At 66.1% G+C, this 15,244-nt stretch carries 14 protein-coding genes; 5 read left to right on the forward strand and 9 right to left on the reverse strand.

What is annotated here, in order from left to right; genetic code table 11:
- Window positions 1–113: 113 nt before the first annotated feature.
- The 6 genes from INF26_RS08045 to iorA form a co-directional block, all read right to left on the reverse strand.
- The gene (locus tag INF26_RS08045) at window positions 114–1,760 is read right to left on the reverse strand and encodes a galactose/methyl galactoside ABC transporter permease MglC (RefSeq protein WP_193530424.1); all 1,647 of its coding nucleotides are present in this window, start codon (window positions 1,758–1,760) and stop codon (window positions 114–116) included.
- Window positions 1,761–1,772: 12 nt separating this feature from the next.
- Window positions 1,773–3,281: a sugar ABC transporter ATP-binding protein gene (locus tag INF26_RS08050; RefSeq protein ID WP_193530425.1), complete on the reverse strand. Its 1,509-nt coding sequence runs from the start codon at window positions 3,279–3,281 to the stop codon at window positions 1,773–1,775.
- Window positions 3,282–3,430: 149 nt separating this feature from the next.
- The gene (locus tag INF26_RS08055) at window positions 3,431–4,723 is read right to left on the reverse strand and encodes a substrate-binding domain-containing protein (protein WP_193530426.1); all 1,293 of its coding nucleotides are present in this window, start codon (window positions 4,721–4,723) and stop codon (window positions 3,431–3,433) included.
- A 216-nt stretch (window positions 4,724–4,939) separates the two neighbouring features.
- On the reverse strand, window positions 4,940–6,175 hold the full coding sequence (locus tag INF26_RS08060; protein WP_193530427.1) for a phenylacetate--CoA ligase family protein: 1,236 nt from the start codon (window positions 6,173–6,175) through the stop codon (window positions 4,940–4,942).
- A 10-nt stretch (window positions 6,176–6,185) separates the two neighbouring features.
- Complete coding sequence (locus tag INF26_RS08065) at window positions 6,186–6,761, reverse strand: indolepyruvate oxidoreductase subunit beta (RefSeq protein ID WP_193530428.1); 576 nt, start codon at window positions 6,759–6,761, stop codon at window positions 6,186–6,188.
- Complete coding sequence (gene iorA / locus INF26_RS08070; protein ID WP_193530429.1) at window positions 6,758–8,659, reverse strand: indolepyruvate ferredoxin oxidoreductase subunit alpha; 1,902 nt, start codon at window positions 8,657–8,659, stop codon at window positions 6,758–6,760. The genes INF26_RS08065 and iorA overlap by 4 nt, the downstream gene beginning before the upstream one ends.
- A gap of 206 nt (window positions 8,660–8,865) precedes the next feature.
- On the opposite strand from iorA, the gene INF26_RS08075 reads away from it, so the two are divergent.
- Both INF26_RS08075 and INF26_RS08080 read left to right on the forward strand, forming a co-directional pair.
- Window positions 8,866–9,591 carry a tRNA threonylcarbamoyladenosine dehydratase gene (locus INF26_RS08075; RefSeq protein WP_193530430.1) on the forward strand — a complete coding sequence of 242 codons (726 nt, stop codon included), beginning with the start codon at window positions 8,866–8,868 and terminating at the stop codon, window positions 9,589–9,591.
- 153 nt (window positions 9,592–9,744) lie between these two features.
- Window positions 9,745–10,248, forward strand: coding sequence for a DUF2798 domain-containing protein (locus INF26_RS08080; protein ID WP_193530431.1), 504 nt, complete (start codon window positions 9,745–9,747; stop codon window positions 10,246–10,248).
- On the opposite strand, the gene INF26_RS08085 is transcribed toward INF26_RS08080, so the two are convergent.
- Entirely contained in the window at window positions 10,245–11,108 is an 864-nt protein-coding gene (locus INF26_RS08085) for a putative RNA methyltransferase (protein ID WP_193530432.1), read from the reverse strand. The two genes, INF26_RS08080 and INF26_RS08085, sit on opposite strands and share 4 nt — an antisense overlap.
- A 36-nt stretch (window positions 11,109–11,144) precedes the next feature.
- On the reverse strand, window positions 11,145–12,101 hold the full coding sequence (locus INF26_RS08090) for a DMT family transporter (RefSeq protein WP_226371967.1): 957 nt from the start codon (window positions 12,099–12,101) through the stop codon (window positions 11,145–11,147).
- Window positions 12,102–12,490: 389 nt separating this feature from the next.
- Here INF26_RS08090 and INF26_RS08095 point away from each other — a divergent pair, with 389 nt between their 5' ends.
- From INF26_RS08095 to INF26_RS08105, 3 genes are read left to right on the forward strand one after another with little or no spacing between them, the layout of a single operon-like run.
- Entirely contained in the window at window positions 12,491–13,012 is a 522-nt protein-coding gene (locus INF26_RS08095; protein ID WP_193530433.1) for a nitroreductase family protein, read from the forward strand.
- A 49-nt stretch (window positions 13,013–13,061) separates the two neighbouring features.
- Window positions 13,062–13,532 (forward strand): LysR family transcriptional regulator, encoded by a 471-nt coding sequence (locus tag INF26_RS08100; protein ID WP_193530434.1) that lies wholly within the window; start codon window positions 13,062–13,064, stop codon window positions 13,530–13,532.
- Window positions 13,442–13,924: a LysR substrate-binding domain-containing protein gene (locus INF26_RS08105; RefSeq protein ID WP_269747159.1), complete on the forward strand. Its 483-nt coding sequence runs from the start codon at window positions 13,442–13,444 to the stop codon at window positions 13,922–13,924. The genes INF26_RS08100 and INF26_RS08105 overlap by 91 nt, the downstream gene beginning before the upstream one ends.
- A 33-nt stretch (window positions 13,925–13,957) precedes the next feature.
- On the opposite strand, the gene INF26_RS08110 is transcribed toward INF26_RS08105, so the two are convergent.
- Entirely contained in the window at window positions 13,958–15,112 is a 1,155-nt protein-coding gene (locus INF26_RS08110) for an aldo/keto reductase (RefSeq protein ID WP_193530436.1), read from the reverse strand.
- Window positions 15,113–15,244: the final 132 nt, after the last annotated feature.

Consider the following 15,244-nt stretch of genomic DNA (forward strand, 5'->3'; position numbering starts at 1 on the left):
GGGCACCGCTCATATGGACTGAGAAGGACGACCACCCAGAGAATCCCCCCGCATGAGAAAGCCCGCCCGGGCAAGACCCGGGCGGGCAACGAAGCGCAGCTCAGAAGCTTGTGTCACTTCTTCTGGATGTACTTCAGGCAGTCGAGCGTGACGGCGAGCAGGATGATGATGCCGGAGAAGACGAACTGGAGGTTCGTGTCGACACCGAGGATCGTGAGCGAGTAGGTCAGCGCGGTGAAGATGAGCACGCCGATCGTGACGCCCGAGATCTTGCCGATACCGCCGGTGAAGGAGACGCCGCCGACGACGCAGGCCGCGATGGCGTCGGTCTCCCAGCCCTGGCCGTAGGCCGCGGAACCGGAGCCGGTCATGCGCATGCACTCGAGCCAGGAGCCGAAGCCGTAGAGGACGCCGGCGAGCATGAAGGTGCCGAGCATGACCCAGAAGACGTTGATGCCGGAGACGGCAGCGGCCTCCTGGTTGCCGCCGACCGCGTACATGTTCTTGCCGAACGTGGTCTTGTTCCAGATGAACCAGACGATGGCGATGGCAGCAACGGCCCACAAGATGATCGTCGGGAAGTCGCCGATCTTCGGGATCATCATGCTGGGAATCGAGGGCTCGATGGAGCCGAAGGAGACGCCCTTGGTGGCATAGGTGAGCAGGCCGAAGATGATCAGCATGTTGGCCATCGTGGAGATGAACCAGTGCATCTTGAACTTTGCCGTGAAGAATCCGGCGATCGTCGCGAAGAAGGTGCAGAGCACGATGCAGACGACGAGGGCGAGGATGATGCGGCCGACGACCGGAACGCTGGTGAAGTCGAAGGTGACGCCGAAGACGGTGCCGGTGTTGATGCCCTGGTGCATGATGATCGTCGAGGCGGTCATGCCCATGCCGACCATGCGGCCGATCGAGAGGTCGGTGCCCGTCTGGAGGATCAGGCCGGCGACGCCGAGGGCGAGGAACATGCGCGGCGAGGCCTGCTGCAGGATGTTGAGCACGTTGTTGACCGTGAGCAGCTGGGTGCCCTTGACGATCGGTGCCGCGATGCACAGGCCGATGAAGACGGCGAGGATCGCGATGTAGAGGCCGTTGCGCAGCAGGAACTGGCGACGGTCGAAGGTGTACTGGTAGTTCTCCCAGCGCTGGGCCTGGTTCTCCGCGAAGGTGAACTTGGACATGCGGAGCATGTCGATCAGGTGGTAGCGGTGGATGAAGGCCTCGTGGCCGCGGTCCTTGATGCGCTGGAGGTCCTTCTCGTACTCGATCTTGGCGTCGAAGCGACGGTTCTTGTAGACGTAGTTCTCGTCCTTGATCTCCGCGTTGTCGGAGAGCTTGGCCAGGTTGGCCTGGTGCTCCTTCTCGAGCTGGGCAAGGTGCTTGTCATAGTCCTGCTTGGCGACGACCTTCTCGGCCGCGCAGCTCGCCTTGACGGCGTCGAGGTAGTCCTTGTCGTAGTGCGCGGAGAGGTAGTCGACGGCCTCCTTGATGAGGGCGTCCACCTGGGACTTGTTCTGGCTCTCGACGGCCTTGGCCTTGGAGAGGTCCTTCTCGTAGGCGGCGATGGCGCGGTCGCGCTCGTCCTTGGTGAGGATCTTGTCGCGCTTGGCGTCGTCGATGGAGCCCTCGAGGGCGATGACCTTGTCGGTGCCGTCAACGCGCAGCGCGTCGATCTTCGCCTGGATGGCGCCGACGTGTTCGTCGATCGGCTTGCGCAGGGCCAGCTCCTCCTCGGGTGTGAGAATTGCGTTTGCCATAGGTTGTCCCCCTTACAGATACTTGGCGCTGAGGCGCAGAAGCTCTTCCTGGTTCGTCTCCTTGGTGTTGACGATGCCGGAGAGCCTGCCGTTGGACATGACACCGATGCGGTTGGTGATGCCGAGAATCTCGGGCATCTCGGAGGAGACCACGATGATGGTCTTGCCCTCCTTGGCCATCTTGATGATGAGCTCGTAGATCTCGTACTTGGCACCGACGTCGATGCCGCGGGTGGGCTCGTCCATCAGGAAGACCTGAGGGGCGCGCTCGAGCCACTTGCCGAAGATGACCTTCTGCTGGTTGCCGCCGGAGAGCGAGGAGATCAGGTCGTCGGGACCCATGCACTTGGTGTGCATGGTCTTGATCTCGTCGTTGGTGGCGTTGACCATCTTGGGCTTGGAGAGGGCGACGCCAGACTTGTAGTGGTTCAGGTTGGCGATCGTGGTGTTGAACGTCAGGTCGCCCTTGAGGAAGAGGCCGTTGGCCTTGCGCTCCTCGGTGATGAGAGCGAAGCCGTAGTCCATGGCCTCCTGGGCGTTGCTGAAGTTCATGAGCTTGTCGCGGAAGTAGACGCGGCCCGACGCGCGCGTGCGGATGCCGAAGATCGTCTCGAGCAGCTCCGTGCGTCCGGCGCCGACGAGGCCGTAGAGGCCGAAGATCTCGCCCTTGCGCACGTCGAACGTGATGTCAGAGAGGTTGGGAGCGTACTTCGTGGAGAGGTGCTGGATGGAGAGGATGGGCTCTCCGGGCGTGTTGTCCACGGGCGGGAAGCGGTTGTCGAGCGAACGGCCGACCATGGCGGCGATCAGCTCGTTCATGTTCGTGTCCTCGATGCGCTTGGTCATGACGAGCTCGCCGTCGCGCAGGACCGAGACGTCGTCGCAGATCTCGAAGATCTCGTCCATCTTGTGGGAGATGTAGATCAGCGAAATGCCCTGCTCCTTGAGCATGCGCATCATCGCGAAGAGCTTCTCGACCTCCTGCGTCATGAGCGACGAGGTGGGCTCGTCCAGGACGATGACCTGGGCGTTGTAGGAGATGGCCTTCGCGATCTCGCACATCTGGCGCTGGGAGACCGACATGTTGCGCATCGGCGTGTTGAGGTTGACCGTGAGGCCGAGTTTGCGGAAGAGGTCCGCGGCCTCCTTGCGCATGCGGCCCTCGTCGATTACGCCGAGGGCGTTCGTCGGGTAGCGGCCGAGGAACAGGTTGTCCTTGACGTTGCGGTCGAGGCACTGGTTGAGCTCCTGGTGCACCATCGCGATGCCGTTTTCAAGGGCATCCTTGGGGCCGGAGAAGGCGACCTCCTTGCCGTTGAGCAGGATCGTGCCCTCGTCCTTCTGGTAGGTGCCGAACAGGCAGTTCATCATCGTGGACTTGCCGGCGCCGTTCTCGCCCATCAGGCCCATGACCGTGCCACGACGGACGTTGAGGTTGATGTGGTTGAGAACCCGGTTGCGCCCGAACGACTTGCTCATGCCCTGAATCGACAGGATGATGTCATCTTGCTTGTCAGCCAATAGTTTCACCCCTTACGTAATTCGTGGCGCCGTGGCGCCTCCGGAATGCATCCGCCGAACCGGTGCCCAAAGACGTGCAGGGAGGGAGGAGTGTTACCTCCCCCCTCCCTTGTGTGCTCCGTGTCAGCGGAATGACCTCATAGGCCCGATTAGGCGAGCAGCGCGGTGTAGGAGGCGCCGTTGTCGGTCTTCACCATGTTGAAGGCGAAGCCGTCGTACTGATCGGGGTTGCCGAGACGGTTGGTGATGTTGGCCTCGGTCTGGCCGTCGCCGCCGATGTACTCGACCGTGAGGTTGAGGAGGTCGTCGTACTTCTCGAGCAGCGGCTGGTAGGTGGAGGACAGGAAGTTGTCCGCCGCGTTGTAGATGTTCAGCCAGACGCTCTTGTTGGGGTGAGCGGACTCGTCGAGCTGGCTCTGCGCGGTGGCGTAGAGCGTGGTGGCGTCGAGGTAGGTCTCGTAGTTGTCCGCGGTGACGGCGATGTTCATCGCGTAGTAGGAGCGCTGGTCGGCGTTGTAGGTAAAGTCCTCGGCGGCGATGACGTTGCCGGCGTCGTCCTCGGTGCCGATGCCGGTGTCGATGTCGACGCCGTCAAAGACGTTGCGGAGCAGACGCAGGGTGAGGTAGGCCTGGACGGCGGGGTTCTGGGAGATGGTGCCCGCGTAGCCCTCGGCGATGGCCGCGACGGCGTCGGAGTTGGCGTCGTAGCCGAAGGTCGGGACGCCGTTGTCCTTGGACCAGGCGTTGAACATGGACATGCCCATGCCGTCGTTGTTGGAGACGATGACGTCGATCTGGTCGCCGAAGGAGGAGGACCAGGACTGGAGGGCGTTGCCCGCCGTGGCGGCGTCCCAGGTGGCGCCGGACTGGTTCTTCATCTCCTGCGAGGCGAGCTCGCGGATGATGTACTCCTTGCCGTCATCAGCGGTGACCTTGCCGTCGACGACGAGGTCGGAGGAGCCGTCGGTGTTGGTGCCGACGGGGTCGGAGACGATGTTGCCGTCCTTCTCGACAGCGGTGCCGAGGGCCTTGCGGGTGCCGCGGGTACGGGCGATGGAGTCGTTGTGACCGATGTCACCGACGGCGAGGACGTAGCCGATGATGCCGTCGCCGTTGCGGTCGAGCGAGGCGGCGTTCTTCTTGATGTAGTCAAGAACCATCTCGCCCTGGAGGTCGCCGCCCTGCGTGGCGTCGAAGCCGACGTAGTAGGTGTTCTCGTTGAAGTTCAGGGTGTCCATGTCGAGCTCGCCCGTGGTGGAGTTGGACGGCTGACGGTTGAAGAAGATGACGGGCTTGGCAGCGTTGCCGGTGGCAGCGGAGTCGCCGCCCTCCTCAGCGGGCTCCTCGGCGGTCTCGCCACCGCAGCCGACGAGCGCGACAGAGCCGGCACCCGCGAGACCGAGGCCGCACACCTTCACGAAGTTGCGACGAGTCAGATCCATGGTAGGTTTCCTTTCCCCGTTTCCCCGGGCGCACGGCCATCCGCGCGCCCTTAACTTATGAGTACGTTAACACCCGCCCTCGGGACGCCGGGGACGGAGCGCGGCGCTCATCGACCGACGGTCGGATGGGCGGCGTGAGCGGTTTACAAATCCTTCATATTGGAGGGGCGGCCTTCAACCCGAGGAGAAACCCCGGGGGACGCCCAGGAGCGGGGCCTACTCGTAGCGCTCGTCGAAGACGCGGCGGGTCTTCTTCTCGCTTCTCGGAAGGACGCCCAGCTCAACGACCTTGACCAGCGGCGTGAACCCGATGCGGCGCTTGACCTCGGACGCCACGGCGTCGGCGGTGTCCAGGAAGTCCTGGGTTCCGTCGGTCTCGACGTAGATGCGCATGGTGTCGCGGCCCTCGAGGTGCGAGAGGCGGATCTGGTACTCGCTCGAGAGCGCCGGGAACGTCTGGAGGATCTCCTCGATCTGGCGCGGGAACACGTTGACGCCGTGGATCTTGACCATGTCGTCGGAGCGGCCCTGGAGCGCGTCGATGCGGGGGAAGAGGCTGCCGCAGGGGCATGCGCCCGGGATGATGCGGGAGAGGTCGTGGGTGCGGAAGCGGATGAGCGGCGCGCCCTCCTTGACGAGGGTGGTGATGACGATCTCGCCCCACTCCCCGTCCGGCAGCGGCTCGCCCGTGGCGGGGTCGACGATCTCGATGTAGAGGAAGTCGTCCCAGTAGTGCATGCCGTCCTCGGCGTCGCAGGAGATGCCGATGCCCGGGCCGTAGACCTCGGTGAGGCCGTAGATGTCGTAGATCTGGATGCCGAGGCCCGCCTTCACGCGGTCGCGCATCTTCTCGCCCCAGCGCTCGGAGCCGATGACGCCCTTGGTGAGGGCGATCCGGTCGCGCATGCCGCGCTTCTCGACCTCCTCGGCGAGCAGCAGCGCGTAGCTCGAGGTGGCACCGATGACCGTGGACTGCAGGTCGACCATGAACTGGAGCTGCTTCTCGGTGTTGCCGGGGCCCATCGGCACGACCATCGCGCCGAGCTTCTCGGCGCCTGCCTGGAAGCCGATGCCCGCGGTCCAGAGGCCGTAGCCGGGCGTGATCTGGATGCGGTCGTCGGCCGTGATGCCCGCCACCTCGTAGCAGCGCTTGAACTGCTCCGCCCAGTCGTCGACGTCCTTCGCGGTATAAGGAATGATGACCGGCGTGCCCGTGGTGCCGGAGCTTGAGTGGATGCGCACGATCTCTCGCTCGTCCACGGCGGAGACGCCGAGCGGGTAGCAGTTGCGGAGGTCCTCCTTCTCGGAGAACGGCAGCGCGAGAAAGTCCTCCTCGGTGAGGACCTCGGTGACGCCCGCCTCCTGGAGGCGTCGACCGAAGTAGTTGCCAGATGCCACGAGACGCTGGACCTGCTCGTTCACGAGCTTGAGCTGCGAAGGGCTGATGCGCATGGGATGCCTCCTAAAGGTTGAGGGCGGCAAGGTCGAGCTCGACGAATGCCGGCCGCACTGTCGCGCGCACGGCGTCGGCGAGGTCGTCCGCGGTGACGGGGCCAAGAGCGCCCGCGCGGGCGGCGGCGCCGAGAAGGACCACGTTCAGCGCCTTGGCCGTGCCGAGCGTGCGCTCGGCAGCGGCGGCGTCCACGACCACGAGGTTCTTCTCGCCCACCGCAGAGCGCAGGTAGGACATGATGGCGGGCAGGTCGTAGGCCGGGCCGCCCGTTGCCGCCGAGACCGGCACCACGGGCGCGTCGCTCGTGACAACCATGCCGTGCGCGCGCAGAAACGGAAGCTGGCGCGCGGCCTCGGCGGGCTCGAAGGCCACGATCGCATCGGCACGGCCGCGTCCGATGAGGGGCGAGTGCGCGCCGGCGCCGATGCGCACGTGGCTGAAGACGGAGCCGCCCCGCTGCGCCATGCCGATCGTCTCGGCGGTCTTGACGGGAAGGCCGCGCTCCATCGCGGCACGGGCGAGGAGCTTGGAGGCAAGGACGGCGCCCTGTCCGCCCACGCCGGCGAGAATGACGTTCGTGCTCACAGGCGCTCACCTCCCGTGATGGCGTGCGTGGGACAGATCTGCTCGCAGAGCGTGCAGCCGGTGCACTGAGCGGCGTCGATGCGCACCTTGCCCGTCGTGGCGTCCGGCACGAGGGCGGGGCAGCCCAGCTCGCGCACGCAGCGCTGGCAGCCGACGCACTTCTCGGCATCCACCGCGCTTGTGGTCTGCGGCTTGGCGAGAACCACGCACGGACTCCGGAAGATGATCGCCTTGACGCCCGGCTCGTCGGCGACGCGACGGACGGTCTCGACGGCGCGCTCGTGGTCGAGCGGGTCCACGGTCTCCACGGTGGTGAGTCCGATGGCGAGAAGGACGCGCTCGATGCTCACCTTCTCCACAACCTGTCCCATCATCGTGCGGCCCGTGCCGGGGTGCGGCTGATGGCCGGTCATGGCGGTGGTGGAGTTGTCGAGCACGACGAGCGTCATGTTGGCCTGGTTGTAGAAGGCGTTCACCACGCCGGTGATGCCGGAGGCGAAGAAGGTGGAGTCGCCGACGAAGGCGAAGGCAGCGGTGTCCGGCTCGACGTGCGTCACGCCCTGCGCGATGTTGATGCCCGCGCCCATGCACAGGCACGTGTCCACCATGTCGAGCGGCTTGGCGTTGCCGAGCGTGTAGCAGCCAATGTCGCCGCAGAAGAGCGTCTTGCGGCCGCGCATGGCGCGCTTGACGGCATAGAAGCTCGCGCGGTGCGGGCAGCCGGCGCAGAGGACGGGGGGACGGATTGGGAGCGTGGGAGGCGCCGGAGGGTTCTTCTCCGTGCTCAAACAGTCCTCTTCGCACGGAGGCGCCACTGGCGCCTCCGGCTCATGCGGAACTGCGCGCGGAGAAGAACCCTCCGGCTCTCGTCCCAGGAACCGGTCCAGCGCGCGGCCGACTGACTCGACGGTATTCTCTCCCGACGGCTGGATGTCGCCGGTAAGCTTTCCGCGGATTTTGACTCGCAGGCCGCGGCGGCCGCAGGTCGCCACCAGGGCGCGCTCGATCACGGGGTCGAGCTCCTCCACGCAGAGGACCTCGTCAAGGCCGTCGAGAAACGCGGCGGCGAGGTCTTCCGGGAAGGGATACGGCGTGGCCACGCGCAGAACGCGGACGTCGTCCCCCTCGCCCAGGTTCTCCGCGACGTAGGTCGCGCTGATGCCATGCGTGGCGACGCCGAGGCGCGGGCGCGCGGCGGGCCCCGCCGTCTGCGTCACGGTGTTTCTCGCGTAGCCGGAGAGACGCGTCGCGAGCTCCGCGTCGCGCGCCTCGATGGCGGCGTGGGCGCGCACGGAGAGCGCGGGGAAGATGACCCAGCGGGACGGGTCGCGCACAAAGCCCTCGGGCTCGCGGCGCTCCCACACATCCGGGTCCGCCACCTCGACGTCCTCGTAGCCGTGGTCCACGCGCGTGGTGGGCCGCACGATCACGGGGCAGCCCAGCTCCTCGGAGAGGTCGAAGGCCTCCCCCATCATCTGGTAGGCCTCGCTCGGGCTGGAGGGGTCGAGGATCGGCAGCTTGGCGTAGGCGGCAAAGGTGCGCGTGTCCTGCTCGGTCTGGGACGAGATGGGACCGGGGTCGTCGGCCACGAGGACCACCAGACCGCCCTTGACACCGATGTAGGAGAGGCTCATGAGCGGGTCGGAGGCGACGTTCAGGCCCACCTGCTTCATCGTCACGAGCGCTCGGGCCCCGGCATAGGCCGCGCCGGCCGCCACCTCGAGCGCCGCCTTCTCGTTCACGGACCACTCCACGTAGACGCCCTCGCCGCGACGCCCTGCCACGGCCTCAAGGACCTCGGTCGACGGCGTGCCCGGGTAGCCGGCCACCACGTTCACGCCCGCGGCGAGCGCGCCCACGGCCATGGCCTCGTTGCCCATCAGAAACTCTCTGTGCATACTGACCTCCCTCGTTGCGCCGCACTTTAGCAGAGCAAAGCAGCCTCTGGCCGACCCGTCGCAAACCGGTAACGCTTTTTTGGGACGGGTTCAAACGCGCTGCTCGTTTGGGACGGGCCTGAAGCCGGCGCGACGCCCCGCTGGTTGGACCCGTCCCAGAAAAGCTGCAAGAATAAACCCGTCCCCAAATTGCAGAGGAGGGTGGCGTGGCAGAGACGGCTACGGACAGGCTGAGGCTCGTCATCGGCGACGAGGGGCTGGCGCGGCTGGGCGAGGCCCACGTGGCCGTGATCGGTCTCGGCGGCGTGGGATCCTCCTGCGCGGAGGCGCTGGTCCGAGGCGGCGTGGGACACCTCGTACTCCTGGACCGCGACGTGGTGGCGCCGAGCAACCTCAACCGCCAGGCGCTCGCGTTCACGAGCACCATCGGCCGCCCCAAGGCCGAGGTCATGCGCGCCATGGCGCTCGACATCAACCCCGAGGCGGACGTCACCGCCGTGACTGCGTTCCTCGACAAGGACGCCCTGCCCGAGCAGATGGACGCCCTCGGCCACCTCGACTACGTGGTGGACGCCATCGACACCGTGGCGCAAAAGCTGCGCCTGGCCGCCTGGTGCCAGGAGCGCGGCGTCCCCGAGCTCTCCGCGATGGGCGGCGCCAACAAGCTCGACCCCTGCCGCCTGCGCTTCGCCGCCATCGAGGACACCGTCAACTGCCCGCTCGCGCGCGTCATGCGAAAGGAGTGCCGCCGCCGAGGCATCCGCGGCCTGCGCGTGCTCTTCTCGGACGAGAAGCCGGTCCGCATGGAGCGCATCTCAGACGAGCAGTGGCTGCGCGAGGGGTCGCTCCTGGGCACGATGAGCTACCTGCCCCCCATCATGGGCCAGATGCTCGCCAGCCGCGTGATTCGCGACCTTCTGGGGTGGGCGTGACGCAAGCCGCGTGCGACAGAACCCTCCGGGGCATCTGTCGCGCAGGGGCGTCCGCCACAAAATCACCGCTTACGCGCGACGTGGAAAGTTGGTAGGGCAGCTCCTCGCATTCGCCCGCCATCGCGGGTCCCGTCGAGAAAGGTCTACCCTCCCATGCCCACCAACAAGCGCGAGAGCCTCATCTTCACCGTCATCATGTGCTTCTGCATGGTGCTCTGGATGTCCTGCTACAACGTCGCCCGCGTGAACGACTGGGAGCTCGGCCTTCCCACACTCGCCGACGCATGGCTCGGCTTCCCGCCGGCCTACGTGGTGGCGATGCTGCTGGACGTTCTTCTCGCCAGCCGGTTTGCCAAGTGGTTTGCGTTCCGCTTCCTGGTGACTCCCGGCAAGAGCGGCCGCCTTGCGATCGCGCTGGCCATCAGCACGATGATGGTCTTTCCCATGGTGCTCTTCATGTCGCTCTACGGCGCGCTCGAGGCATTCACGCACGCGGGCGATCCCGCCATGATCCTGCCCACGTGGATCGCCAATATCCCGTGGAATTTCATCGCCGCGCTGCCGTGGAACCTGCTTGTCGCGGGTCCCGTCTCGCGCTGGGTCTTTCGCCGCGCCTTCCCCGAAGGCACGGTGCTCGCCGAGCCTGCATCCGCCTAGAGGCGGGCGGCTTGATCAAACGTCCCCACCAGGATCTCCGCCTCCATGGTGAGCGTATCGACTGACGTCCAGTCGAGAGTCGAGCCGTCGATCCCAAACATGATCGGTGACATCTCAACCGCTGCGGCGAGCTGCTCTTGCGTCATGCGGATCGTGGAGGTTACCACGCGCCTCTCCCGTATCCCGCAAATATCGGAGAGGTGCCGGATCACCCGCTCGTTTGAGTAATCTCCTCGCTCAGGCGCCTTGTCGCTGACCCGCTCACGAATCTCACGAAAGTGGTTTGGGGTCGGCACCACCTTGATGAGAAAGCCGCCGGGCTTGAGCGCACGCTGGAATTCCCCATAGTTTGCCGGCGAGAAGATGTTGAGGACGCAGCTCGCACAGTGGTCGCGCAGGGGAATCGCGGCTAAGTCTGCCACGAGCCATGCAACGGAGCCCTCGCGGTCCGCACCTGCGGCGAGGCGAACGGCATCTTTGGAGATATCACACGAGAAGAGCCGGATCGGCGGCACGAAACGCTCCGCCAAACGGCTCGAGAAGAAACCCTCGCCGCAGCCCGCATCGACAACGACGCCCTCGATGTCGAGTGAAACCATGATGTCGCACAGCTCGGCAGCGAGCGCATCGTACAGCCCGCTTGAAAAGACCGCGCGTCGGCTGAGAAACGAGTCCCGATCATACGGTCCCGCCGCCTTGTGATGCGCAAGCAGGTTAACGTACCCCTGGCGACCCAAATCGAAGCAATGGTTGCGTACGCAACGCAAGGACGTCCCGGACAAGCTCAGCGGCTCCCCGCAGACAGGACACGCTAGGACATCCTCGCAATTCGCGAAGGGTTTCGTTGTTTCGGCACCCATTGCCCTCCCTTTCATGCAGCGTACCCGCGCACTAGTTTAATCGCTGTGGGCATGTCGCGCGAAAAGCGACGGCACTTGAGCAAGGCACACGCCCGCGAGAATCACCGCCACGCCCAGCCACTCGACGACGCCGAGCGGCTCACCGAGCACGACCATGGCGATGAGAAGACCTGCGGGGAGCTCCGCCGCGGCCATGACGGTGGAGAGGCCGGCGGGCAGGTGCGGCGACCCCAGGCCAAAGAGCAGCACCGGGCACATGAGGCCGAAGAAGCCCGCGACCGCGGCAAAGGGCAGGATGCCCTGGAAGACGACGCCTGACACCAGGTAGTCCGGGCATGCGGTGAGCGACATGACGCCCGCCCCCAGGCACACGAAGAGGCCGCGCTGCTCGTTGGAGCAGGGAGCCTTCACCTTGCCGGAGAGCGTCACGAAGAGCGAGCAGGTCACGGCGGCGGCGAGCGCGCAGAGGAGGGCCACCGGGTCGTAGCCCGCAAGCCCCGTCCTGTAGACGCCGCTCGCGAACACGGTGCCGAGCACGATGACCGCCGCCGAGGCGACCTCCACGGGGCGCGGGGGCCGACGCGTCGCGATGGTCTGCCAGACGAGCCCCATCCACGTGAACTGGAAGAGCAGCGTGAGCGCCACCGGTGCGGGCAGCACGCTCATGGCGTAGCAGTACAGGATGGAAGTGGTGCAGGTGAGGGCGCCGAGCCCCATGAGTTCGAGCGCCTGCTTGCCAGAAAGACGCTGCCAGCGCCCACCGCGCAGACGGCCGAGAAGCACCGCGAGCCCGAAGAACAGGAAGCCGAACCACGCCTGGCTCGCCACCACCTGCGCGGAGGTGATGCCCGCCGCGTAGGCGAGCTTGTAGGTGGTCGCCATCGCCCCGTAGCAGGCGCCGCCCGCGAACACCTGGAGCGCCGCCACCGCCCGGCGGCGTCCCGAGGGCGCCATCCCCGCAGACGGCATCGGCCGATCGATCACGTTTTCCATGCCTGCCCCTCCTCTCGCCCCGCAACACGGGGCTTCGGCTCGTTACGCCTCGAGCTCTCGGAGGAAGGCCGTCCGCACCGCCATATGGTCGATGTGTACGAAAAAGCCGCACAACCGGAGCTCCGTTGTGCGGCAAAAAGGTGGCTTGCGCCCAGAAAAGTCCACACGATTTTAGACAAACTGACTGTACGGGCCTTGCCTGCAGAAGTCAAGCGACGGCGAGAAGTCCTTGTCGACGCTTGACACGGCGTGGGGAGTGCCCATAATGGGGCTCGAAAATCCCAGCGGATTTTTCCGGATGCCGCCATCATCTTTTCGCCGCTCACCTGCCCTTGGGCAGATGGGCGGTTTTTCTATATCGCGGTTTCCGGCGAGAGAAAGGGCAGCGTATGGCAAGCGATCTCATCGACCTCATCAAGACGCGCAGGAGCGTGCGCAGCTACAAGGCGGACCCCGTCCCCCAAGAGCTGCTCGACACCGTGCTTGAGGCGGGCACCTACGCGCCCACGGGCGGCGGGCACCAATCGCCGGTGATCGTGGCCGTGACGAGCCCCGAGACCCGCGAGCGCCTGCGCGCGCTCAACGCCGCCGTCATGGGCAAGGAAACCGACCCGTACTACGGCGCGCCGGCCATCGTGGTGGTGCTCGCCGACGGCGGACGCGGCACCTTCGTGGAGGACGGCTCCTGCGTGCTCGAGAACCTCATGCTCGCGGCGCACGCCGTGGGCCTCTCCAGCTGCTGGATCCATCGCGAGCGCGAGATCTTCGACAGCGAGGAGGGCAAGGCGCTCCTCAAGGAGTGGGGCCTGCCCGAGGCGCTGCGCGGTGTGGGCGCCATCGCGCTCGGCTACGCCGACGGCCCCGAGCCCGCCGCCGCCCCGCGCAAGGAGGGCTACGTGGTGCGCGTGTAGCTCAAACAATTCACACGTTCCGGAAAGGGGCGCTCTGCCGGCAGCATCGATGCTCCCAACAAAGCGTCCCCTGTCCGCCTGCGTCGCACGAACGGGATCCATATCCCGCGCCGTCGCCGAGCTCCATATGTCCCAGCCTGCGCTCAGCCGCTCCATCCGGCGGCTTGAGGACGAGCTTGGCTGCGGCCTGTTGCGCCGCACCGCGAACAGGTCGGCGCTCACCGAGGCGGGCTGCATCGCGGCAGACTACGCCGACGACCTGCTCCGCACTTATCGGCGCATGCGAGACGAACTGTCCTCGCTCGAGACGCGCCGACGCACGCTGAGGATCGGCACCTGCGCTCCAGCCCCGCTCTGGCGCGTCACGCAGCTCGTGGTAGAGACAACGCCCGGCACCATCGTCGCTTCGGAATCCCTTGATGACAGCATCTGCGCCGCGGACTTATGGAGGACACGCTCGATGCCACCATCACGCTCAACCCGCTCGTGCTCCCCGGCTTTATCTCGCAGCCCATCATGACCGAGAGCCTCTCGGCGCTCCTGCCGCGCACGCACCCGCTCGCGAGCAAACAGACGCTGCGCTTTTGCGACATCGACGGCGAGACCTTCCTCATATACACCAACATCGGCTTCTGGCGCAGCATCGTCGAGCGCGAGCTGCCGCATGCGACATTCCTCTGGCAGGAGGATCGCTCGATGTTTGAGATTCTGCTCTCCACGAGCGATGCTCTCGCGTTTAGCACCGAGGCGGCAACGCCGTATACATCGCATCAGACCGAAAACGTTGCCCGCGTCGCGGTCCCGCTCAGCGACGCCAGCGCCCGCGCGACGTTCTATCTTGTGTATCGCACGGACGGGCAGGGCAAGGGCTCTGAGCTCATCGAGCGCGTGCTACCACGGCTCTCTCGCTGAGCCCCTCCCCGCGCGCACTCGTTGCGCCTCTCGCTAGAGCCCGAAGAGCCCCGCAGCCGCGGCCATCTTGTCGGCAACCTTCACGCCAAAGGGACAGCGGCCCTCGCACGCGTGGCAGGCGATGCAATCCCCCGCATGGGCATCGAGCGCGCGATAGTGGTCGCGCACAGAATCGGGCACCTCGTCGTGCAGGGCGGCGAGGTCGTAGAACTTGTTGACCGTGGGGATGTCGATGCCCTTGGGGCACGGCGCGCAGTGGCCGCAGTAGGTGCACTGACCCAGGTAGGCGTGGCGCGGCGCCCCGGCGAGCGCGCTCGCATAGTCGCGCTCCTCGGCAGAGGCGGTCTCGTAGGCAACGGCCTCGACCACGTGCGCGGGCGTGGAGAAGCCCACCATGATGCTCGCTACCGCCGGGCGCGTGAGCGCGTAGTGGATGCACTGCACGGGCGTGAGCGCCACGCCGAAGGGTGAGGTCGCCGCGTCGAGCAGACGGCCGCCGGCGTACCCCTTCATGACGGTGATGCCCGTGCCCGTCTCCTCGGCGCGCGCGTAGAGCTCGGCGCGGTCGGCGCTGATGCCGCCCTCCCCCACGCCCGTGTAGTCGCCAAAGAGGTCGTCGAGGTTCTCGGTCGCGGGCATCATGTCAAAGGCCGGGTTCACCGAGAAGAGCATCGTCTCGATCTCGGGGTTCTCGGCGACGCGTCGCGCCACCTCGGTGTTGTGTGTGGAGAGGCCGATGTGGCGGATGGTGCCCGCCGCGTGCAGCTCGCGCACGTAGCGCATGAAGGGGCTGTCGCCCAGAACGATCCGCTCGTACTCCTCAACCTTGTCCACGTAGTGGATCATGCCCAAGTCGACGTAGTCGGTGTGAAAGCGCTCGAGAAGATCCTCGAAGGCCGGCCTCACCAGGTCGAGGTCGCGCGTGCGCGTGTACTGCCCGTCAACCGTGACCGACCCCAGGTGCCCCTGGATGACCCAGCGCTCGCGGCTGTCGAGCTCCCGGAGCGCGTCACCCAGGTTGGAGCGGCGCGTGGCGTCGTTCATCCAGCAGTCGAGGATGTTGATGCCCGCCTCCTCCGCGGCGCGCACCACCGCAAGCGTCTCCTCGGGAGAACGGTCCATCCACTCGCCGCCAAAGCCGATCTCGCTCACCTCGAGCCCCGTGTTGCCCAGCTTGCGGTAGTTCATGGCTCCTCCTCGCATGTCGCCCCCTCATCACATGCAGGATGATAACCGCACATCACGGGTCAGGTTGACGCCGCAACATGCAACAGGCGGCATTTCCTAAGCGGCCATCTACCTGCGAAGATGCAAATTGGC

The organism is Thermophilibacter gallinarum (genome assembly GCF_014982725.1).
GTDB classification, from domain to species: Bacteria; Actinomycetota; Coriobacteriia; order Coriobacteriales; family Atopobiaceae; genus Thermophilibacter; species Thermophilibacter gallinarum.